Below are 22,195 nucleotides of genomic sequence, written 5' to 3' on the forward strand. Positions count from 1 at the left end.
AAATTATACTGATTTATGCTATGAAGTTCAAAGCAAATTTATATTATATTATACGCTTAAATGACTTATATTTCATTGATTACATTTTGAAATTTTAAAAGAAAATAAAGGAGTGGATAAGAACTCAATTTGAATTCGTTATCACACTCCTACTCAATGCTCGAATACTAAATAATGTAAATATTTCTTATACAATATTTATTAATCGTAATTTAGTTTAATGTTAAATATAAATCTTTAATGTAATCTTCTAATTGATCAATATGAATTTCTTCACTTTCTCCTGTTGAACGTTGTTTTACTTCAACAATTCCTTCTAAAGCAAGTTTACCCACAACAACTCGAATAGGTAATCCAATTAAATCTGAATCATTAAATTTAACGCCGGCACGCTCTTGTCTATCGTCATATAATACATCATATTGCTTCATTAATTGATTATACAATTGGTCTCCAAGTTCGCGTTGGTCATCTTTTTTAGGATTAATAGTGATTAAATGTAAATCAAATGGTGTTACTGATTTAGGCCAAATAATTCCATTATCATCATTATGTTGTTCAACGATTGCACTTAACGTTCTTGATACACCAATTCCGTAACATCCCATAATAAGTGGCTGAGCTTTTCCTTGATTATCTAAGAACGTTGCGTTCATTGCTTCAGAATATTTAGTACCAAGTTTGAATACTTGTCCTACTTCAATACCTTCAGCAAATTGTGCAGCAGAACCATCAGCTAATGTTTCTCCTTCGAGAATGAATCTAAAGTCTCCAAATTCATCTACTTTAAAATCACGGTCTAATTGTACATTATCGAAGTGATATCCATCTTCATTTGCACCCACAACTAAATCAGATAAATCTTTCACAAAATAATCTGCGTAAATTTTTATATCTTTATCGTGAACTGGACCTAGTGAACCAGGATTAGCTCCCAATAAATTGACAATTTCATCTTGCGTAGCCATTTCAATATTATCAGTACCAAAATAAGCTTTTAATTTTACGTCATTTAATTCATGATGCCCTCTAACCAAGACCATTATAAATTCGCCATCTACTTTGAAAATCATTGTTTTAACAATCTCATCTAACGGTCTGTTTAAAAAGTCTGCTAATTCTTGAGATGTTTTAACACCTGGTGTAGCTATTTTTTCCATAGCTTTACCGCTTGATTCTTTAGGATTGGCATGATATACGACTTCAGCTTTCTCAATATTCGCAGCATAGTCTGTCTCGTTACTATAAACAATAGTATCTTCACCAATTTCACTTAATGCCATAAATTCGTGAGTATGACTACCACCAATAGCACCAGAATCTGCTACAACTGGACGCGCATTGATACCTACACGTTTAAAGATGCGATCATATGCGTTATACATGTCTTGATATGTTTCATCTAATGAAGCTTCATCAGCATGGAAAGAATATGCATCTTTCATAATAAATTCTCTTCCACGTAGTAAGCCAAAACGAGGACGTTTTTCGTCTCTAAATTTAGATTGAATTTGGAATAATGTTATCGGTAATCGCTTATATGATTTTAATTCATCTCTTACAAGTGATGTTACGACTTCTTCATGTGTAGGTCCTAATGCAAATTCGCGTCCATTACGGTCTTTTAAACGCATTAATTCAGGACCATAGGCACCCCAACGACCTGATTCTTCCCATAATTCAGCTTGTTGTAGCGCTGGCATTAAAATTTCTACTGCATCAACGCTTTCCATTTCTTCACGAATAATCTTAGAAATGTTATTAAGTACACGAGTTGCTAGTGGTAGATAACTATAAATTCCACTCGTACTTTGTTTAATTAAACCTGCTTTTAATAGTAATCTATGACTTAAAGCTTCTGCTTCTGCAGGTACTTCTCTCATTGTTGGTATAAAAACTTTAGATTGTTTCATAGTAACTTTGCCTCCCTATTTATAAGAAATATCGTTGTATGTCATTCCAAGTAACTAAGATCATAATAATAATTACGAAAATAGCACCGACTGCAATAATAGTCGTTTCTGCTTTTTTGTTTATAGGTTTTCTAAATATTGCTTCGTAGAAAACAAATAAAATACGTCCGCCATCTAATGCAGGTATTGGTAATAAATTCATAATCCCTAAGTTAACACTTAATAGTGCTGTATAAGTAATTAAATTAATGATACCTGATTTCACCACTGAATCCACATTATGGTATATACCAACAGGACCATTTAACATATCAAATGAAAATCCGCCTGTGAAAATACTAGCTATCATTCCGACAACAGCTGTAAATATTAAAGTGCCTGCTTTGAAGAATTGTTCAACACCCATAACTAAAGGTTTAAATACGGTGTGTTCTTTCTCTGGTATAAAACCAATTTGATAAACGGTTTCAGATTTATTTTTAGTTTGTTTGATTTCTCTTTTCTTAGGTTCTAAATCAATTGATTTAGTCTTGCCATCTCGATCAACTTTAATAGTTGTTTTAGCAGATTTATTTTTATCTAAAACCTTTTTAATATCATTGTAGTCTTTAACCTTATGATTGCCGACTTGTACAATTTTATCTCCAGCTTTTAGACCTGCTTTTTCAGCTGGTAAACCTTTTGCCAAATCTCCTACTGTTGTTGTAGGTGTACCCTGATAATAAGCTAAACCAATAAATAACACGATTGCTAAAATAAAATTGAATAATGGTCCTGCAAATAATGTTAAAAATTTAGGTAAAGGTTTTTTATGTGTGAATTGACGATCTCTTGGGGCAATTTGAATTAAACTACCATTTTCAACAAAATATGCTTTCTTAGCAATATTAAAGTGATGACGTTCTTCATCATATGAAGTAATTCCTTCAATAAATAAATTATCTTTAAAATCACATTGTTTTACTTCAATTGCTTCAATTTGTTGAAATTTGTGTTGATCATCTAAGATGATATGTGTAATTTCATCTTGTTCATTTAATTTAATTTTAACGTTCATACCAGGTTCGACAGGTGGTTCTTCAAGTCCATCTCCTGCCATACGAACGTACCCACCTACAGGTAAAATTCGTATCGTATATAACGTTTCATCTTTTCTAAAACTAAATATTTTAGGGCCCATACCAATAGCAAATTCCGGGCACATAATGCCTGCTCTTTTAGCAAAGAACATATGTCCATATTCATGAACAGTGACTAGTACACCAAATACTATGATGAACGCTAATATTGTAATTAAATAGCTCACGCGCTACACCTCAATTTTTTAAGTAATATTTCAATTTATAACTTCCATTAATAATAAGACAATAATAAAAACATTATATTACGATTACCAAATTTAGCATACAAATTTGGATAAGCATTTCAAAATTTCTAATTTTTCCATAAAAGTTATGTATAAGTTATGAAAAGGAGTTAAGAAATGATAATACATTTCAATAACTCCCCCATTATAACATTATATTTATTTGAAAATGATTGATGATATTAAATTTGAATTAAAAGAATGTTTAATAATGGTAATACAAACATAAAGCTATCAAATCTATCTAATATACCACCATGACCTGGTAAAATTCTTCCTGAATCTTTAACACCAAAATGTCTTTTAAATCCTGATTCTACTAAATCACCTAATTGACCAAACATGCTTAAAATAATAGTTACAAGCAATAGTAACCATACATTTAAGTTGAAGTCTACAAAAAATTGCATGAGTAGAGGTACTAATAAACTACAGAAAATACCACCTATAAATCCTTCAATTGTTTTATTAGGACTAATAACCGGCCATAATTTGTGTTTTCCCATTAAACGTCCAAACAAATAAGCACCAGTGTCAGTTAACCAAACAATCAAGAATGCAAATAATATATAATGTAAACCTTCAGAACGTGTTTCATAAAAATACATAAAGCCTATTCCTACGTATGCAACACTCATTAAACAAAATGCCGCATCCATAAAACTAAATCTATTTTTAGATAAAACAGTATAACTTAACACTATAAAACTCATAGCAATTAAACTTTTCAATTGAATGACTTGTACCCAATTTCCAGCATCTTGTGGCAACATAATGATAATTAATCCAATAGCACTAATAATCCCTGGAATTGATACAAATTTAATCATATTCATATTTAAAAGTTCTTTTAATGCAATTAATGCTAATAAATTAGCAAAAAGCATTAGTACTAATCCACCCTTTAATAGGATGGGCAAGAATATTAATAGAGCAATAATTGCTGTCAATGTTCTTACTTTCATACTACTTTACTCCTCACTCAATCCTCCAAAACGTCTTTGGCGAGATTGGTAAATTTTTAAACAATTTTTCAATTCTTCACCATCAAAGTCTGGCCATAATTTTTCATTAAAAATGAATTCACTGTATGAAACTTGCCAAATTAAAAAGTTACTTATTCTTTGTTCGCCAGAAGTTCGAATTAATAATTCTGGATCAGGATAATTTTGGGTCATTAAATGCTGATCTATCATCGTTTCATTAATATCATTACTATTAAGTCCATTTTCTTGAAGTTCATCAAATATCATCTTCATACTTTGGACAATTTCAGCACGACCACCGTAATTAATTGCAAAAATCAATTTCAATCCTGTGTTATTTTTTGTCTTTTCTTTGGCATGATCAATAGCTTCGATTGTTGATTTCGGTAACCCTGTTTGAAAACCAATTGTTTCTACTTTAACATTCTTTTCAATTAATTCAGGTAAAAATGTTTTTAGAAAATTAACTGGTAAATTCATAATATAGTTTACTTCACTTTCAGGTCTAGACCAATTTTCAGTGGAGAAAGCGTATAAGGTAAGATATTTGATACCGATATCACTAGCTTCTCTTGTGACTTTCTTGATTGTTTGCATACCTTCATAATGTCCTTTTATGCGAGGCATTCTGCGTTTTTTAGCCCAACGCCCATTTCCATCCATAATAATAGCAACATGTTCAGGTATATTATGTAAATCTAAATCATTAAATTGATTATTTTCACTCTTGTTATTATTTCTAAGCTTTTTAAACATGGTCTTTCCTCCGAGCCTGATCATCTCTGTAATATAGTATAAGTTGTTTAAACAATCATCTACCATTTTATCATACTCGTTTATAGCATTGAATAAGCAAATAAAAAAACTGTACCAAAGTCTTACTTGGTACAGTTTAGACTAGAATGAAAATAGCATCATTTTGTCTTTCAATTTCATCTCCAGATGTATTGTATCTGGCAAGATGAAACTATCGCATTAAAGTTTAATTACACTGACATAATGTCTTTTTCTTTATCATCTACTAATTGATCAATTTCTTTAATTGAATTATCAGTAGCTTTTTGAACATCGTCTGTTTGACTTCTTAAATCGTCTTCAGTAATGTCACCATTTTTTTCATCTTTTTTGATTTGGTCGTTTACGTCACGACGGATGTTTCTTATAGAAACTTTTGCGTCTTCACCGATTTTTTTAACTTCTTTAACTAATTCTTTACGACGTTCTTCAGTTAAAGCAGGTACAGAAATACGAATTACTTCACCGTCACTAGTTGGATTAACACCAAGGTTAGCAGCGTTTATAGCTTTTTCGATATCAGCAACAGATGATTTATCATATGGTGAAATAACAAGTAATCTTGCTTCAGGAACATTAATACTTGCTAATTGTTGCACTGGCGTTGGTGCACCATAGTAATCTACATTTACACCATTTAATAAATTAGAATTGGCTCTTCCTGCACTAATATTAGCTAATTCTTTAGATAAACTATCGATTGATTTTTGCATTCTTGATTTAGTATCTTTAATAATGTCACTCATTTTTTACACCTCGTATTATTTTGTAATTAATGTACCAATTTTATCGCCCATAACAGCACGTTTAATGTTGCCTTCTTCCATAATTGAGAACACATTTAATGGAATATTATTATCCATACAGAATGATGATGCTGTTGAGTCCATAACTTGTAATCCTTCTTGTAACATTTGAATATGTGTTAAATGTTCATATTTAACTGCATTTTTATCTACTTTAGGGTCAGCTGAATATACGCCATCAACATTATTTTTACCCATTAAAATGACATCAGCTTCGACTTCAGCTGCACGTAAAGCTGCTGTAGTATCCGTAGAGAAATAAGGATTTCCAATTCCAGCCGCAAAGATAACAACACGTTTCTTCTCTAAGTGACGAATAGCACGACGACGAATATATGGTTCTGCAACTTGTTTCATTTCGATTGAAGTTAATACTCGAGTATCGCAATCTAATTGTTCAAGGCTATCTTGTAAAGCTAAAGCGTTCATAACTGTAGCTAACATGCCCATATAGTCAGCAGTACCGCGATCCATACCTAAATCGCTTCCTGTTTTACCTCTCCAAATATTACCGCCACCAACGATGACAGCAATTTCACAATCCATTTTTGCTACTTCAGCAACTTGTTTAGCTACACTTTTAATGATCATTGGATTTATACCAAAACCTTTGTCACCTGCAAGTGCTTCACCACTAAGTTTTAAGACTACACGTTTATATTTTGAAGTTTGAGCCATTTTCTTATCCTCTCTATAGTAGAAATATGTAAAAGTATATAAGTAAAGAAGACACGGATGTCTTCTCTAAAGCAAAGTATCTACTTCACTTTGAGAAAACCTTTCAGGTGTCTTCTTTCTTGTTAACAATATGACTAATTATTTCATTTGTCCTTTAACTTCATCTGCGAAGTTTTCTTCACGTTTTTCCATACCTTCGCCTACTTCATAACGTACGAAGTCAACAAGTTTACCACCTTTAGATTTTAAGAAAGCTTCAACTGTTTCGTCTGGGTTTTTAACGAAGTTTTGGTCAACAGCACAAATTTCTTGTAAATATTTACGTAAACGACCTTCAACCATTTTTTCAACGATGTTTTCTGGTTTACCTTCGTTTAATGCTTGTTGTTTAAGTACTTCTTTTTCATGGCTAATTTCATCTTCGCTTACTTGATCAGATGAAACGTATTTAGGGTTGATTGCAGCGATATGCATAGCAACATCTTTAGCTGCTTCTTCGTCAGTAGTACCTTCAACAACTGTTAATACACCGATACGTCCACCCATGTGTAAATAAGCACCAAAAGCATCGTTATCAGTTTTAGTTCTAACTGAGAAACGACGGATACTTAATTTTTCTCCAATTGTAGAAATAGCTTCTTTCATTTTTTCGTCAACAGTTTTACCGTCTTCAAATTTAGTTTCCATTAATGCATCAACTGATTCTGCTTTTGTAGCAAGAACTTGGTTAGCAATTTCTTTAACTAAATTTTGGAAACCTTCGTTACGAGCAACGAAGTCTGTTTCTGAGTTGATTTCAACGATAGCTGCTTCGTTACCATTGATTTCAACATGTACAAGACCTTCTGCAGCGATACGATCAGCTTTTTTAGCTGCTTTAGCAATACCTTTTTCACGTAAGTAGTCGATCGCTTTATCCATATCACCATCAGTTTCAGTTAGCGCTTTTTTACAGTCCATCATACCAGCGCCAGTTTTTTCACGTAATTCTTTTACAAGTTTAGCTGAAATTGCCATTAATTATTCCTCCAGTATATATAATTCTATTATAGATATATCTAAATTCTACCATTATTGTTAGTAAAATTTCCAATACTCTATACTTTATTTTTATTTTTTAAAAAAAGGTGATAAGCATTAGTATCTTATCACCCATTTAAACTATAACTTAGTTTGATTCAACAGAAGTGTTTTCTTCAGTTGTTTCTGCTTTGTCAGATTCTTCTTTATCATCTAAATTGATGTTTTGTTCTGCAGCTACTTCTTCGTTTGATACACCTTGTTGACCTTCTAAAACAGCGTCTGCCATTTTACCAGTTAATAATTTAACGGCACGGATAGCATCGTCGTTTGCTGGGATTACATAATCAATTTCATCTGGGTCACAGTTAGTGTCAACAATACCCACGATTGGAATATTTAATTTACGTGCTTCAGCAATTGCGTTGCGCTCTTTACGAGGATCAACTACGAATAATGCTTGAGGCATAGTTTTCATATCACGAATACCGCCTAAGAATTTAATTAAACGGTCGTATTCTTTTTTAAGTTCAACAACTTCTTTTTTAGGTAATACTTCGAATAATCCGTCTTCTTCCATTTTTTCAATTTCAGAAATACGTTTGATTCGTTTTGAGATTGTTTTGTAGTTAGTTAAGATTCCACCTAACCATCTTTGGTTAACGTAGAATTGTCCAGCACGTTCTGCTTCAGCTTTAACTGATTCTTGTGCTTGTTTTTTAGTACCTACGAATAAGACTTTACCGCCATCTTCAGATACTTGTTTAATAAAGTTGTATGCTTCTTCAACTTTTTTCACTGTTTTTTGTAAGTCAATGATATAAATACCATTTCTTTCAGTGAAGATATATTTTTTCATTTTTGGGTTCCAACGACGTGTTTGGTGGCCGAAGTGAACACCAGCTTCTAACAATTGTTTCATTGATATAACTGCCATTATAAATTCCTCCTATTGGTTAATTACCTCCATAACAAACTCATATAAAGACAATAATTAAATATTGCACCCTCTATATTTACATTTATTATGTGCGTATTGGCTTCATAGCCGAAAATAAATATATCATAATTTGATGTTTAATGCAATGGCTTTCTACTGATTAGTTGAATGTAATTGAGCAACTTTTAATCTCTTAATTAATGTTAAAATCACAATCAAAAAACAACTGAGTAGATAACATAAAAAAGGTTCAGGTATAAAAGTACACTACCCAAACCTAAATTGATTTATTATTTATTTCGCTCTAATTCGTCTAAGAATTTTTCTTTTTTAACTTTTATAAATGTACCCTTCATACCTAGTGAACGTGACTCAATAACACCAGCACTTTCAAGTTTACGTAAAGCATTAACAATTACTGAACGAGTAATACCAACTCTATCAGCTACTTTAGATGCGATTAGTAATCCTTCGTTACCACCTAATTCATCAAAGATGTGTTCAATAGCTTCTTTTTCAGAATATGATAATGAATTAATCGCCATAGTAATTGAAGCTTTATCGCGTGCTTCTTTTTCTACTTCATTGTGTTTTTCACGTAAAATTTCCATTCCGATAACAGTAGCTGCATATTCACCTAAAACTAAATCGTTTTCGTTGAAATCGTCTTGTACTCTTCCTAAAACTAAGGTACCTAATCTTTCTCCTCCACCTAGTATAGGGAAAATAGTTGTTTTACTATTAATAAATACTTCTCTATTTTCTGGCGGGAATACAGTTAAAACATTATCAATATCAATATTTGATTGTGTTTCTTTTACGTCCATTAATTGATCAGTGTATTCTGCAGGGATGTGTCTATCTTCAAGCATGTGAATGATACGATCACTTTTAAGTAATTCGTTTAAACTTGATCCTAAAATTTTACCTCTTCTCGACACGATGAATACATTTGTAACTGTAACGCTACTAATTGTTTGGGCTACGTCCTTAAAATCTACTGCGATGCCTTTGTGTTTCTGTAATAAAGTGTTTAACTCTCTTGTTTTAGATAATAAGCTCATAATTTTTCTCCTTCTTTGTATATTTATAGAATAAATGCACTTAAATCTTTATTTGTTGAGATTGATTTTAATTTATCGTCTACATATTGCGGTGTAATATCAACTACAGCATTTGGCATGCTTGGTGCCTCAAATGATAAATCCTCTAACATTTTTTCTAATATTGTGTGTAATCTACGAGCACCAATATTATCTGTATCTTGGTTAACTTGATATGCGATTTCAGCTAATCGAGTAATAGCTTCGTCAGAGAAATTAACAGTTACTTCTTCTGTTTCAAGTAATGCTTCATATTGTTTAACTAGTGATAATTTAGGTTCTTTAAGAATTCTTACGAAGTCTTCGACTGATAGACTATCAAGTTCTACTCTAATTGGGAATCTACCTTGAAGTTCTGGAATTAAATCACTAGGCTTAGAAACATGGAATGCACCAGCACCAATAAATAGCATGTGTTCAGTATTTACAGTACCATATTTAGTTTGAATCATGCTACCTTCAAGGATTGGTAAGATATCTCTTTGAACACCTTGTCTTGAAACATCTTGTCCGCTATTTTGGTTATTTGTTGCCACTTTATCAATTTCATCAATAAAGATAATTCCCATTTGTTCTGCCAATTCTAATGCTTCTTGGTTTGCAGTTTCTTGATCAATTAACTCATCAGCAAAATCATCTGCTAATATTTTACGTGCTGTTTTAACTGGTACTTCACGTTCAACTTTCTTCTTAGGCATAAGTTGATTCATCATATCTTGCATTTGTTGATTTTGATTCGTTCCTAACATGCCTAATGCACCAGGATCTTGTTCAACTTTAATACGTACTTTTTCTTCTTCTAACTTACCTTCTTGAAGTTGTTGCTTGATTTCAGAACGTTTTGTTTTAATCTCTTCTGTTGGTGGTTCTTCCTCTTCTTCATTGTTCTGATTAAAATTAGGAATAGCACCACCAAAAAGTGATTCTAACGGATTGTTTCCTTGAGAAGCTTTTTTCTTCATACTTGGAACTAACAATTTAACTAGTTTGTCATTGGCTTTTTGAGTTGCTTCATCTTTAACCAATTCTTTCTTTTCATCTTTGACTAAACGAACGGATACATCTACTAAGTCTCTTACCATGCTTTCTACGTCTCGTCCTACATAGCCAACTTCAGTAAATTTAGTTGCCTCTACTTTAATAAATGGCGCACCAACAATTTTAGCCATTCTACGAGCTATTTCAGTTTTACCAACACCAGTTGGTCCAATCATTAAAATATTTTTAGGTGCAATTTCTTGTTTAGATTCTTCATCTAATAAACTTCTTCTGTATCTATTTCGTAGGGCAATGGCCACTTTTCTTTTTGCGTCATCTTGCCCGACAATATATTCATTTAATCGAGATACAATATCTTTCGGTGTTAATTTAATACCATTTGTATCCATGAATGCTTTACCTCCATATATCATAAATTACTTGAAATTAGTGTTATTTAATTTATATACAAATCAATTTGCTCGAATGATTAAATATATTTATAATGTTTCAACTATAATATTATCATTTGTGAATACACAAATGTCAGATGCAACCTTCAAACTTTCATATGCCATTTCTTCAGCAGACATATGAGTTGCATGTCTCTTAAGTGCTCTACCTGCACTTAATGCGTAATTCCCACCTGAACCTATGGCGATTAAATCATCATCAGGTGCTATAACTTCTCCTGTACCACTTACAACTAAAATAGCATCTTTATCCATAACAATTAGCATTGCCTCAAGTTGACGTAGTTGTTTATCTCCTCGCCATTCTTGCGCAAGTTCAACAGCAGCTCTTTCAAGATTTCCGCTAAATTGTTGTAATTTAGTTTCGAATTTTTCAAAAAGTGTAAATGCATCAGCAACACTACCTGCAAAGCCTGCAAGCACTTTACCATCATATAAACGTCTCACTTTTCTAGCTGTTTGTTTCATAATGACTTGTTGGCCTAATGTGACCTGTCCATCTCCTGCCATTGCAGCACCGCCATTATGTCTAACAGCATATATCGTTGTTGCATGTAATGAATTATCCATAAATCATTCTCCTTTTTTTGCTCGAGGGTGTGCATTGAGATAAACTTTTCTCAATTGTTGATTTGATACGTGCGTATATTTACCAGTTGTTGATAAATTAACATGACCTAATAAAGATTGTACTGTTCTTAAATCAGCGCCTTGATTAAGTAAATGAGTTGCAAACGTGTGTCTTAACTTATGCGGATGAATATTTGTAACACCTGACGTACGTTTGACCACATCATTAAGTACATATCTTACGCCTCTTTCTGTAATAGGCTGACCCTGCATATTAACGATTAAATAATCATGATCAACATTTTTTAAAGGTTTGAATTCCTCTAAATACCGTTCGATACTTTGTTTACAAAATTCTCCAAAAGGTATAAATCTTTCTTTATTACCTTTACCTAATACTTTGACACCAGGTAAATTCATATCTAAGTCATTTCTTTTTATATTCACTAACTCAGAAACGCGAATTCCCGTGGCATATAGTAATTCAAGTATGAGTTTATCTCTCATGCCCTTTTTATTGTCAGTATCAACTGTTTTAAATAATGCTTCCATCTCTTCTTCATAAAAAAATTGAGGAAGGTATTGTTCTTTCTTAGGATGTACAAGTTGAACAAAAGGATTAACGACCGTTTCATCTTGCGTCATCCAATATTCATAAAAAGTACGTAACGTAGAAATTTTACGTGAAACTGTAGTTCTTTTCAAATTTTTCGAATATAAAAAACTTAAATAATTTCTTGCATCTTTATATTCAAAATCATTTAAATCTAAACACTCTTGATCTAAAAAATGATTAAATTGCACTATATCGTCATGATAAGACTTTAGTGTATGATCTGAAAAATTCCGTTCAACTTTTAACATATAGAGAAACGCTTTTTGAATATCATTCAATAAATTTCGCCTCCATCATATTGAATTGTAGCATATTCGTGGTAGGGCTTACAGTGATTTGATATTCAATTCAAAATCTTTCGAGAATTGTAATGCTATATCTTTATAAGCAGTAACCAACAAAAAACTAGATAGCATTTGCCACCTAGTTCATGTACTTGAAAATTATAAAGTTTTTTTATAATTCTCAAGATATTCTAAAGCACGATTCGCTTGAGTTTCATATCTTTCTTTTTTATCTTTAATACGTTTTTCTAATGATGGTAATAATCCAAAATTAGCGTTCATCGGTTGGAAGTTCTTTTCATTCTTGGCATGAGAAATGTAATATGCCATACTACCAATCATTGTTTCTCTTGGGAAAATGACTTCACCTTTATTTAATAATTTATGTGCCAAGTTAATACCTGAGACTAAACCACTTGCAGCACTTTCAACATATCCTTCTACACCTGTCATTTGACCAGCAAAGTAAATGTTGTCATGTCCAATTAATTCATATTTTTCATTTAAAACATCTGGAGAGTTGATAAATGTGTTTCTGTGCATCACACCGTATCTAACGATATCTACGTTTTCTAAACCAGGAATTAACTTAATAACTTCTTTTTGTGCTCCCCATTTTAAATGTGTTTGGAATCCAACAATATTGTAAAGTGTGCCAGCAGCATCATCTTGTCTTAATTGCACTACTGCGAACGGTCTTTTTCCTGTTTTAGGATCTTCTAATCCAACAGGTTTCATTGGTCCAAATAACAACGTTTTACGACCACGTTCTGCCATAACTTCAAATGGCATACAACCTTCAAAGTATTTTTCTTTTTCAAATTCATTTACAGGAGCTACTTCCGCTTCTAAAACAGCGTTATAAAAACGATCAAACTCTTCTTCAGTCATAGGACAATTTAGATAAGCAGCTTCACCTTTGTCATATCTTGATTTTAAATAAACTTTATCCATATCTATACTATCTTTTTCAATGATAGGTGCTGCAGCATCATAGAAATATAGTTGATCTTTACCAGTAATGTCTACGATTTCTTTAGCTAAGTTTTCAGTTGTAAGTGGACCAGTAGCTATTATTGTATAACCCTCTGGAATACTGTGCACTTCTTGATTTAGCACTGTCACATTAGGATGATTTCTAAGTGTATCTGTAATATAACCTGCAAAATCATGTCTATCTACTGCAAGTGCACCACCAGCTGGAACTCTTGCTTTATCTGCTGCTTGAATAATAAGTGAATCCCAGCGTCGCATTTCTTCTTTTAAAACACCTACAGCATTTGTAAGTGCATTACCTCTTAACGAGTTTGAACATACAAGTTCAGCAAATTTGTCAGTGTGATGTGCAGGTGTCTGCTTAACTGGACGCATTTCTATTAAATTAACTTTAATTCCTCTTTCTGCTAATTGGTAGGCAGCTTCAGAACCAGCTAAACCTGCACCAACTACATTGACTGTTTCTGTCATGTTATTGCCTCCTGCTATTCTCATTTATATAAAATTCTAACGAGTAATTTTATTAATAAAACTATAAAAATAGCTCTCGCAATGTAATGCGTAGCTATTTTTATATAGATATCTATTTTTGTACTTCTTCTTTATAATCACAATTTGAACAAGTTACTTGGCTGCTTCTGCCTTTTTTCTTTTCAACTAAGTAATGATTACATTTTGGACAGTCTCTACCGATTGGTTTATCCCATGAAATAAATTCGCATTCTGGATAATTTGAACAACCATAGAAAATTCTGTTCTTCTTAGATTTACGTTCTACAACATCGCCATCTTTACAAGTTGGGCATTTCACGCCAATTGTTTTAACGATGGCTTTCGTATTACGACAATCTGGAAAATTAGAGCAAGCCATAAATTTACCGTAGCGACCCATTTTGATAACCATCGGAGAGCCACATACTTCACAATCTTCACCTGCAGGTTCGTCTTTGATTTCTATTTTTTCCATTTCTTCTTCGGCACGTTCAACGTCCTGTTTGAAACTATTATAAAAATCTCCAACTACTTTTCTCCAATTTGTGTCGCCTTCAGCGATTTTATCAAGAAGTGTTTCCATATTTACAGTAAATTCAACGTCAATGATTTCAGGGAAGTATTCTTTAACTTGTTCATAAACAATTTCCCCTAATTCAGTTGGCATGAATCGTTTACTATCTAATTTGACGTAATTACGTTTTTGAATTGTGTCAATTGTTGGTGCATAAGTTGATGGTCGACCAATTTTTAATTCTTCTAATGTTTTAACTAGTCTAGCCTCTGTAAATCTTGGTGGTGGTTGAGTAAAGTGTTGTGCAGGTTCAATTTGAGTGGCAGTTACTTTATCTCCCTGTTCTAATTTAGGTAATTTATTTTCTTTTTCACTATCTTGGTCATCTTTAGTTTCAACATATAATGTCATGAAACCTTTAAACTTAATTGTTTGACCATTAGCTCTAAATTTAATGTCATTTTGTGTTACATCTAAAGCGATAGTATCTAAAATTGCTGGAGCCATTTGACTTGCAACAAAACGTTCCCAAATCAATTTATATAAACGATGTTGATCACGAGTTAAGAATGGTTTCATATCATCAGGTGTTCTTAAAGTACTTGATGGTCTGATAGCTTCATGGGCATCTTGATCCCCTTGTTTACCAGTTGCTTTTCTTTTAGAAACATATTCGTTTCCGTATTTATCAATTATATAATTTTTAGCTTCAGACTTTGCTTGGTCTGAGATACGAGTTGAATCGGTACGCATATATGTTATTAGACCAACTGTACCTTGTTTCTTTAAATCAATACCTTCATAAAGCTGTTGTGCAACCATCATTGTTTTACGAGCTTTAAAATTGAGTTTACGCGCTGCCTCTTGTTGTAATGTTGATGTTGTAAATGGATTAGCTGGATTACGTGTTTTTTCTTTCTTATTCACGTTAGTGATTTCAAATTCGTCACCATCTAATGCAGCAGTGATTTTTTCAACATCATCTTTTTTATTTAGTTTATAAGGTTTGTTTTTATAATGAAGAAATTTAGCTGTGAATTTAGATTTTTTATATCTAAATTCTCCTTCTATTGTCCAATATTCTTCAGGTTTGAAGTTTCTAATTTCATTTTCTCTATCAATAACAAGTTTCAATGCTACAGATTGTACACGTCCTGCAGATAGACCTTTTTTAACTTTCTTCCATAATACAGGAGAAATATTATAACCAACTAATCTATCAAGTATACGACGTGCTTGTTGCGCATCAACTAGATCCATCTCAATACCTCTTGGGTGTTTGAAACTATCTTTTACAGCATCTTTTGTTATTTCATTAAATACTACTCTGTTTTCTTTTGAATCTTCTAATTCTAATATTTTTGATAAATGCCAAGCAATTGCTTCACCTTCGCGGTCAGGGTCACTAGCCAGGAAAACTTTTTTAGCTTTCTTAGCATGTTTCTTTAATTCTTTAACTACGGGACCTTTACCACGTATTGTTATATATTTGGGTTCATAATTATCTTCAGTGTCCACGCCCATTTGACTTCTAGGTAAATCACGAACGTGTCCCATTGAAGCGATAACTTTATATCTTTTTCCTAAATACTTTTCAATGGTTTTAGCTTTTGCAGGCGATTCAACTATGACTAAATTATCTGCCAAAGTGATTTCCCCCTTGCTAATCTAATTACTAAAGATAAATGATAAACGGTCAATTTTGTTTTTGTCAATGTTTTAATATTTTATGACGCATTTTGTTATATTTTTTAATTAACTATTTGTCTTTTTCTTTAATGATTTTAATCCATTTTATTACAGTCTAATTGCTTAATATACACTATATTCTTAAATTGAATAGTCTTGTAAGATATCATGTTCATTCACAACAATCGTTGCGCCTTCTTGATGCAATAATAAATTCCCTTTTGTTGAGGTATCAAATATTTTTCCTGGTAATACATAGACATTTCGATTTTGTTCAAGTGCACAATCTATAGTAATACGACTTCCACTTCTTTCATTAGCTTCTGTTAATAAAACACCTTTTGATAAACCACTAATCAATCTGTTCCTTGCAGGAAATTTATATTTCGCTATTGGAGAAAATGGTGGATATTCGCTAATAACAATACCTTGTTCTTCAATTTTCTTTCTAAGTGAAAAAGTAGATTTTGGATAATGATGTGTATGTCCATAACCTAATACAGCAATTGTAGGCAAATAGGCATTCAATGTCTGTTGATGTGCCTCACTATCTGCTCCTGCAGCAAGACCAGATACAATTGTAAGTTGAGCTCTTTTAAATGAAGGAAAAAGATAATTAAGTGCTTGGCTTGTATAGTTTGTACACTTTCTAGCACCAACTATAGCTAAAGTTTTATCGTTTTTTAAAATGTCTTTATTACCCTTATAAAATAAGACAAAAGGATAATCATAAATTTCTTTTAATAAATAGGGATAATCTTTATCAAAATAGGTGATATAGTTGATATCTAATTGTCGAAGAACTTTCATAATTTCATTATATTGAAATTGTTTGTAGTCAAGGAACTTAGGCAATAATCGTGGCTGGTATTGAGTAATCCAACAATGTAATAACGATTCTTGTTCATAATCATTAACATGAAAGAGCTGTGGATAATATTGGTTGAGTTGATGTATTTGTGAAGTAGTAAACTGAGCCCAGTATAATTTAAGTAAAAAATGTTTGTTCAAAATCATTGCTCCTTTAATTAAATTATACACAGAAACAACTTGCTTTTGTGTTACAGTTCATAAACATATAAATGGAAAATGTAATTCAATTTTAAGAAGTAAAATTTTAACCATTGTAAATTTTTAAAATCTTCATTAACTTCTATAAAAAAGCTCCCAATATCTTGATAAACAGTGGGAACTTTTTTAATTATAGTTTTGTGTTACTATTTATTGTTTCAAATTGTATATTTTATATAATAGTGGTCGTACAGGTATAATAAAGTCTCCGATTAATTCTTCAATATGTGTATTAAATCCCTTTTTAAATTGTTGAACGCCATAATCTTCAGCATCTAATCCAAACTTCCCGGTTATCCCATAAAAATTATACCGATTAATTTTATGTTCTTTTGCATATCTAATCATTTCCCATTGTAATCTATAAGCACCCATATATTCATTATACTTAGGATTAGAGCCACTAGATAAGTAATAAACTTCATCCTTAGTACAAATAAATAACGCAGCTGCTAAGTCTAAAATTTTTCCATCCCTTTTAATTAATTTCCTAGTTCTGAATATTTTCTTCTCGACGCTTATTTTTTGTGATTCTAATTGAGATAATAATGTCTTATTTTTCTTTGAATTTGGATATTTAATTAATATACTTTTAGAGTTTTCAATTTGTTTTTCAATTGTTAATATTTTTTCTTGTAAAATATCTAGATATTCTATTAAATCTATATAAGCTAATTTAATCATTGCATCTTCTTTATATATATCTAGCATTTGTTTAAAATATTCTTCTTCTCTAAACTTAAATCCATGCTTTTTTTCGGCCATTTGGAATAATCTATAAAATTTAGAAATTTCATTAATAGATAACGTTCTAACTTTTACACCAATTTCAATTGTTTTTAGAACATTGCGTCGCGTTTGATAATTCATATCTTTTAATAATTGCTGTTCAGATTTATCATCAATATTTAAAACTGACATCCAACGAATCTGGCTCATGTTTGAATATCCGATACTATAACCTTGGTGTAAATATCCTAGATTTCGGAGCGCATTCATTATCTGTTCATTATTATAATGCTTAATTATTTTTCCGTCAGGATTTCTTATGTTTTCTATAATATAAGGGTCCACCAAAACATATACACCTTTATGCTTCCATGTATACACCTTCAAATTTTCAAAGAAATAATTGAGTAATGATAAATTGTCATAATCTAATATGGGACCTCGATGAGTATAAAAATACTTATAATACCTTAGTATGCGTGCTTCTGTAAGTACGCATGCAGCTAAGACTTTATTATTATCATCTTTCACCCCAACTATATGTGAATCATTATTATTTTTTTGCCTATAATCATATAGTTTCAATGACTGAGTATAGTGTTTAAAATGAGATTGAGCAAATTCATCAAATTCTTCTCTAGTTAAAATAGTAAATTTCATTAAAATTAACCTACTTTCTAGATAATTAAATTATGCTTTTTTAAATGGTCGTATGAAAATCATATCGTAATCATAATCATGAACAACTTTATGTGCTACTTCAGTTTTACGCCAACCACCTAAATTCCAATTTTGATCTAAACTTTGAAATTTCATTAATTTACCATCATAATCACCATTTAACACAATTGCGGTATGACCAAATCCTCCACCATATCTCCCACTAAATACAACGATATCTCCTGGTTCTGCTTTAAAAGATGGTGTATTATGATAAATTTTAGCTTCCCCATTAAAATTATTAGCATATGGAATATCTTTAGCTCCATAACCTTTAAGTCCATGTCCATAAAGATGGTTCCAATATACATTAACTAAATCAAAACATTGCCACCCATAACTACCATCAAAATCCCAACCTTTATTCTCCAATGTCTTTAAATAATCAAGTGTAGTTGAATTATTTTTAGGTTGTATTTTTTTCTTTGGCTCGATAAGAGGTGTCATCGGGACTTTCAATTTTTGCCCAATAAAAATTAAATTTGGATTAGATATATTATTTGAATTTTGCAAATTAGTAACTGTAGTCTTGTATTTTAAAGCTATCGCACTAAGTGTATCACCACTTTTAACAGTATAAATTTGTGTACTCGGTGCGGCTCTAAAGAAATAGCCGCCAGAACCATAAGAGTTATTTTTATTTGATTTATCAATATGAGTAGTTGAGATAACTGAATTTTCAGATTTTTTTAAATTCTAAATTCTCAATCTTCTTTTGACCATTTTGTAAGTTTAAGTTTTTTATTTCATTATTGTATCTAACATTTTCTGTTACTTATTTATTTTTTTGGACTTTAATACTATTTTCAGATGTATCGATATTGGATTTATTAATAACCTGATTATTGGAATTTGATTTTTCTTTAGTTACTACATTTATATTCGTATTTTCTTCAATAATATTTTGTAAGTGATTTTCTTCTCCTCTTAAAACGTTAACTTGATTTGTATTTATAATATTTATATTATTAGTGTTATTTTTTTCTTTTAAAGTTATTTTTTGTTCTTCACTAAGTTGATTATTATTAATTTCATCGGCACTTGCCGTGTTAGAAATCCCTATTAACATAAAAGAACCAATTGCTAATGAAAATACTCCTAAACTAATTTTTCTGATTGAAAGTCGCAAATTAATATGATTGAAATTATACATGATGTTACACTCCTGTTGTTAAATATATTATATAAATAATATATCATTTTACACAACTTATTGTAAATGTTTTTTATAAAATAAATAACCTAGGGCTACAAAGAACCCTAGGTTTATCAATTAAAATTATTTAATAGTTAATAATTCTTCGTAAATGCCTGCTTCTTTAGCTGCATCAATTAAAGTTGTACCGATTTCTGAAGGTGTATCTGCAGTGTGTACACCACAGATGTTAAGTGTTTTAATTTTTTCTTCAGCAGTACCTTTACCACCAGAAATAATCGCACCAGCATGACCCATACGTTTTCCTGGAGGTGCTGTTTGACCACCAATGAATCCAACTACAGGTTTATCCATATTTTCTTTAATCCATTGAGCTGCTTCTTCTTCAGCTGTACCACCGATTTCACCAATCATTACTACAGCTTTAGTTTCAGGATCTTCATTGAAAGCTTTTAAAACATCGATGAAGTTAGTACCGTTAACTGGGTCGCCGCCAATACCTACAGCAGTTGTTTGACCAATACCTTCTTCAGTTAATTGGTGAACTGCTTCATAAGTTAATGTACCTGAACGAGATACAACACCTACGTGACCTTTTTTGTGAATGTAACCTGGCATAATACCAATTTTACATTCATCCGCTGTAATTACTCCTGGACAGTTTGGTCCTACTAAACGTGTTTTTCTACCTTGTAAATAACGTTTAACTTTAACCATGTCTACAACAGGAATATGTTCAGTAATACAAATCACCATATCTAAATCAGCATCTGCTGCTTCTAAAATTGAATCTGCAGCAAATGGTGCTGGAACGTATACTACTGATACGTTTGCTCCAGTTTCTTGTTTAGCTTCTTCAACAGTATTGAATACTGGAACACCTTCTACTACTTGTCCACCTTTACCAGGTGTTACCCCTGCGACAATTTGTGTTCCATAATCTAACATTTGTTTCGTATGGAAAAGGGCAGTAGACCCTGTAATACCTTGTACCATTACTTTTGTATTTTTATCTATAAATACACTCATCTTAGTGTTCCCATCCTTTCCTTATGATTCTTTAACAAGTTTAACAATTTTTTGAGCGCCGTCAGCCATAGTTGATGCTGGCTCAATTGCTAAACCTGAATCATTTAAGATTTCTTTACCACGTTCTACGTTAGTACCTTCTAAACGTACTACAAGTGGTAAAGTTAACTCTACTTCTTTAACTGCTGCAACGATACCTTCAGCGATAACATCACATTTCATAATTCCACCGAAGATATTTACAAAGATACCTTTAACATTTTCGTCACCTAAAATGATTTTGAATGCTTCAGTAACTTTTTCTTTAGTAGCGCCACCACCACAGTCTAAGAAGTTAGCTGGATTTCCACCAAAATGATTGATTGTATCCATAGTAGCCATGGCAAGTCCTGCACCATTAACCATACAACCAATATCACCATCTAATGCAATATATGATAAATCATATTTAGATGCTTCGATTTCTTTTGGATCTTCTTCTTCTAAATCTCTTAATTCCATAATGTCTTTATGTCTGAATAAAGCATTGTCATCGAAGTTTAATTTAGCATCTAATGCTAAAACTTCACCGTCACCAGTTGTTACTAGTGGGTTAATTTCAACGATTGAACAATCTTTTTCAATAAATACATTGTAAAGTGACATTAAAAATTTAGCAGCTTTACCAATTGATTCTTTAGGAATATTGATATTGAAAGCAATTCTACGTGCTTGATAAGGTGATAATCCTACAACAGGATCAATTGTTTCTTTAAAGATTTTTTCAGGAGTTTTAGCAGCTACTTCTTCAATTTCAGTACCGCCTTCTTCTGATGCCATTAAAGTAACACTATCAGTAGCACGATCAATTACAAATCCTACATAATATTCTTTTTGAATGTCGCAACCTTGTTCGATATATAAGCGTTTAACTTCTTTACCTTCAGGTCCTGTTTGATGTGTAACTAATTGTTTACCTAATAATTCATTAGCGTAAGTTTCAACTTCAGATAGTGATTTAGCAATTTTTACACCGCCTGCTTTACCTCTACCCCCAGCGTGTATTTGTGCTTTAACCACGTATACATCTGAATCTAATTCTTTCGCTTTTTCCACCGCTTCTTCAGCAGTAAATGCTACTCGTCCTTCTGGAACGGCTACGCCCATTGAACGAAATATTTCTTTACCTTGATACTCGTGGATATTCATCTTCCATCCTCCTGTTTCTTAGGTTAAGTTCCTTTTCAATTATAAAAAATGAAAGCGTTATTGTAAACTGATACCACTCTTTT

General features: G+C 31.8%; 19 protein-coding genes and 1 pseudogene. All 20 read right to left on the minus strand.

The window, feature by feature from the left end; translation table 11 throughout:
• Positions 1 to 212: 212 nt before the first annotated feature.
• The 20 genes and pseudogenes from HMPREF3125_RS00875 to sucC all read right to left on the minus strand — a co-directional run bounded on the left by HMPREF3125_RS00875 (position 213) and on the right by sucC (position 22,112).
• The gene (locus HMPREF3125_RS00875) at positions 213 to 1,913 is read right to left on the minus strand and encodes a proline--tRNA ligase (protein ID WP_070451340.1); all 1,701 of its coding nucleotides are present in this window, start codon (positions 1,911 to 1,913) and stop codon (positions 213 to 215) included.
• Between the two features lie 19 nt (positions 1,914 to 1,932).
• Positions 1,933 to 3,219 (minus strand): RIP metalloprotease RseP, encoded by a 1,287-nt coding sequence (rseP, locus tag HMPREF3125_RS00880; protein ID WP_017638373.1) that lies wholly within the window; start codon positions 3,217 to 3,219, stop codon positions 1,933 to 1,935.
• 242 nt (positions 3,220 to 3,461) lie between these two features.
• Positions 3,462 to 4,244, minus strand: a complete 783-nt coding sequence (locus HMPREF3125_RS00885) for a phosphatidate cytidylyltransferase (RefSeq protein WP_017638374.1) — start codon at positions 4,242 to 4,244, stop codon at positions 3,462 to 3,464.
• A 6-nt stretch (positions 4,245 to 4,250) separates the two neighbouring features.
• Positions 4,251 to 5,021, minus strand: a complete 771-nt coding sequence (locus HMPREF3125_RS00890) for an isoprenyl transferase (RefSeq protein ID WP_046466612.1) — start codon at positions 5,019 to 5,021, stop codon at positions 4,251 to 4,253.
• A gap of 230 nt (positions 5,022 to 5,251) precedes the next feature.
• Positions 5,252 to 5,806, minus strand: a complete 555-nt coding sequence (frr, locus tag HMPREF3125_RS00895) for a ribosome recycling factor (protein ID WP_017638376.1) — start codon at positions 5,804 to 5,806, stop codon at positions 5,252 to 5,254.
• Between the two features lie 15 nt (positions 5,807 to 5,821).
• Positions 5,822 to 6,544 carry a UMP kinase gene (gene pyrH, locus HMPREF3125_RS00900; protein ID WP_017638377.1) on the minus strand — a complete coding sequence of 241 codons (723 nt, stop codon included), beginning with the start codon at positions 6,542 to 6,544 and terminating at the stop codon, positions 5,822 to 5,824.
• 138 nt (positions 6,545 to 6,682) lie between these two features.
• On the minus strand, positions 6,683 to 7,561 hold the full coding sequence (gene tsf, locus HMPREF3125_RS00905) for a translation elongation factor Ts (RefSeq protein WP_017638378.1): 879 nt from the start codon (positions 7,559 to 7,561) through the stop codon (positions 6,683 to 6,685).
• Between the two features lie 151 nt (positions 7,562 to 7,712).
• Positions 7,713 to 8,501 carry a 30S ribosomal protein S2 gene (rpsB, locus tag HMPREF3125_RS00910; protein ID WP_029055444.1) on the minus strand — a complete coding sequence of 263 codons (789 nt, stop codon included), beginning with the start codon at positions 8,499 to 8,501 and terminating at the stop codon, positions 7,713 to 7,715.
• A 293-nt stretch (positions 8,502 to 8,794) separates the two neighbouring features.
• Positions 8,795 to 9,568: a GTP-sensing pleiotropic transcriptional regulator CodY gene (gene codY, locus HMPREF3125_RS00915; RefSeq protein WP_017638380.1), complete on the minus strand. Its 774-nt coding sequence runs from the start codon at positions 9,566 to 9,568 to the stop codon at positions 8,795 to 8,797.
• A 23-nt stretch (positions 9,569 to 9,591) separates the two neighbouring features.
• Entirely contained in the window at positions 9,592 to 10,995 is a 1,404-nt protein-coding gene (hslU, locus tag HMPREF3125_RS00920; RefSeq protein WP_017638381.1) for an ATP-dependent protease ATPase subunit HslU, read from the minus strand.
• Positions 10,996 to 11,085: 90 nt separating this feature from the next.
• Positions 11,086 to 11,628 carry an ATP-dependent protease subunit HslV gene (gene hslV / locus HMPREF3125_RS00925; protein ID WP_017638382.1) on the minus strand — a complete coding sequence of 181 codons (543 nt, stop codon included), beginning with the start codon at positions 11,626 to 11,628 and terminating at the stop codon, positions 11,086 to 11,088.
• Between the two features lie 3 nt (positions 11,629 to 11,631).
• Positions 11,632 to 12,522 carry a tyrosine recombinase XerC gene (xerC, locus tag HMPREF3125_RS00930; protein WP_017638383.1) on the minus strand — a complete coding sequence of 297 codons (891 nt, stop codon included), beginning with the start codon at positions 12,520 to 12,522 and terminating at the stop codon, positions 11,632 to 11,634.
• Between the two features lie 165 nt (positions 12,523 to 12,687).
• Positions 12,688 to 13,995: an FADH(2)-oxidizing methylenetetrahydrofolate--tRNA-(uracil(54)-C(5))-methyltransferase TrmFO gene (gene trmFO / locus HMPREF3125_RS00935; protein ID WP_070451342.1), complete on the minus strand. Its 1,308-nt coding sequence runs from the start codon at positions 13,993 to 13,995 to the stop codon at positions 12,688 to 12,690.
• 112 nt (positions 13,996 to 14,107) lie between these two features.
• The gene (gene topA, locus HMPREF3125_RS00940; RefSeq protein WP_026083538.1) at positions 14,108 to 16,183 is read right to left on the minus strand and encodes a type I DNA topoisomerase; all 2,076 of its coding nucleotides are present in this window, start codon (positions 16,181 to 16,183) and stop codon (positions 14,108 to 14,110) included.
• A 177-nt stretch (positions 16,184 to 16,360) separates the two neighbouring features.
• Positions 16,361 to 17,230: a DNA-processing protein DprA gene (gene dprA, locus HMPREF3125_RS00945; RefSeq protein ID WP_070451344.1), complete on the minus strand. Its 870-nt coding sequence runs from the start codon at positions 17,228 to 17,230 to the stop codon at positions 16,361 to 16,363.
• A gap of 210 nt (positions 17,231 to 17,440) precedes the next feature.
• Positions 17,441 to 18,679 carry an aminoacyltransferase gene (locus HMPREF3125_RS00950; RefSeq protein ID WP_070451346.1) on the minus strand — a complete coding sequence of 413 codons (1,239 nt, stop codon included), beginning with the start codon at positions 18,677 to 18,679 and terminating at the stop codon, positions 17,441 to 17,443.
• Between the two features lie 30 nt (positions 18,680 to 18,709).
• A pseudogene (locus tag HMPREF3125_RS00955) lies at positions 18,710 to 19,357 on the minus strand (LysM peptidoglycan-binding domain-containing protein); the annotation flags it as partial.
• A 157-nt stretch (positions 19,358 to 19,514) separates the two neighbouring features.
• Entirely contained in the window at positions 19,515 to 19,892 is a 378-nt protein-coding gene (locus HMPREF3125_RS00960; protein ID WP_070451348.1) for a YSIRK-type signal peptide-containing protein, read from the minus strand.
• 126 nt (positions 19,893 to 20,018) lie between these two features.
• Positions 20,019 to 20,924 carry a succinate--CoA ligase subunit alpha gene (gene sucD / locus HMPREF3125_RS00965; RefSeq protein WP_070451350.1) on the minus strand — a complete coding sequence of 302 codons (906 nt, stop codon included), beginning with the start codon at positions 20,922 to 20,924 and terminating at the stop codon, positions 20,019 to 20,021.
• 21 nt (positions 20,925 to 20,945) lie between these two features.
• Entirely contained in the window at positions 20,946 to 22,112 is a 1,167-nt protein-coding gene (sucC, locus tag HMPREF3125_RS00970; protein ID WP_017638388.1) for an ADP-forming succinate--CoA ligase subunit beta, read from the minus strand.
• Positions 22,113 to 22,195 lie beyond the last annotated feature (83 nt).

It is taken from the genome of Staphylococcus sp. HMSC13A10 (genome assembly GCF_001808005.1).
GTDB classification, from domain to species: domain Bacteria; phylum Bacillota; class Bacilli; order Staphylococcales; family Staphylococcaceae; genus Staphylococcus; species Staphylococcus pasteuri.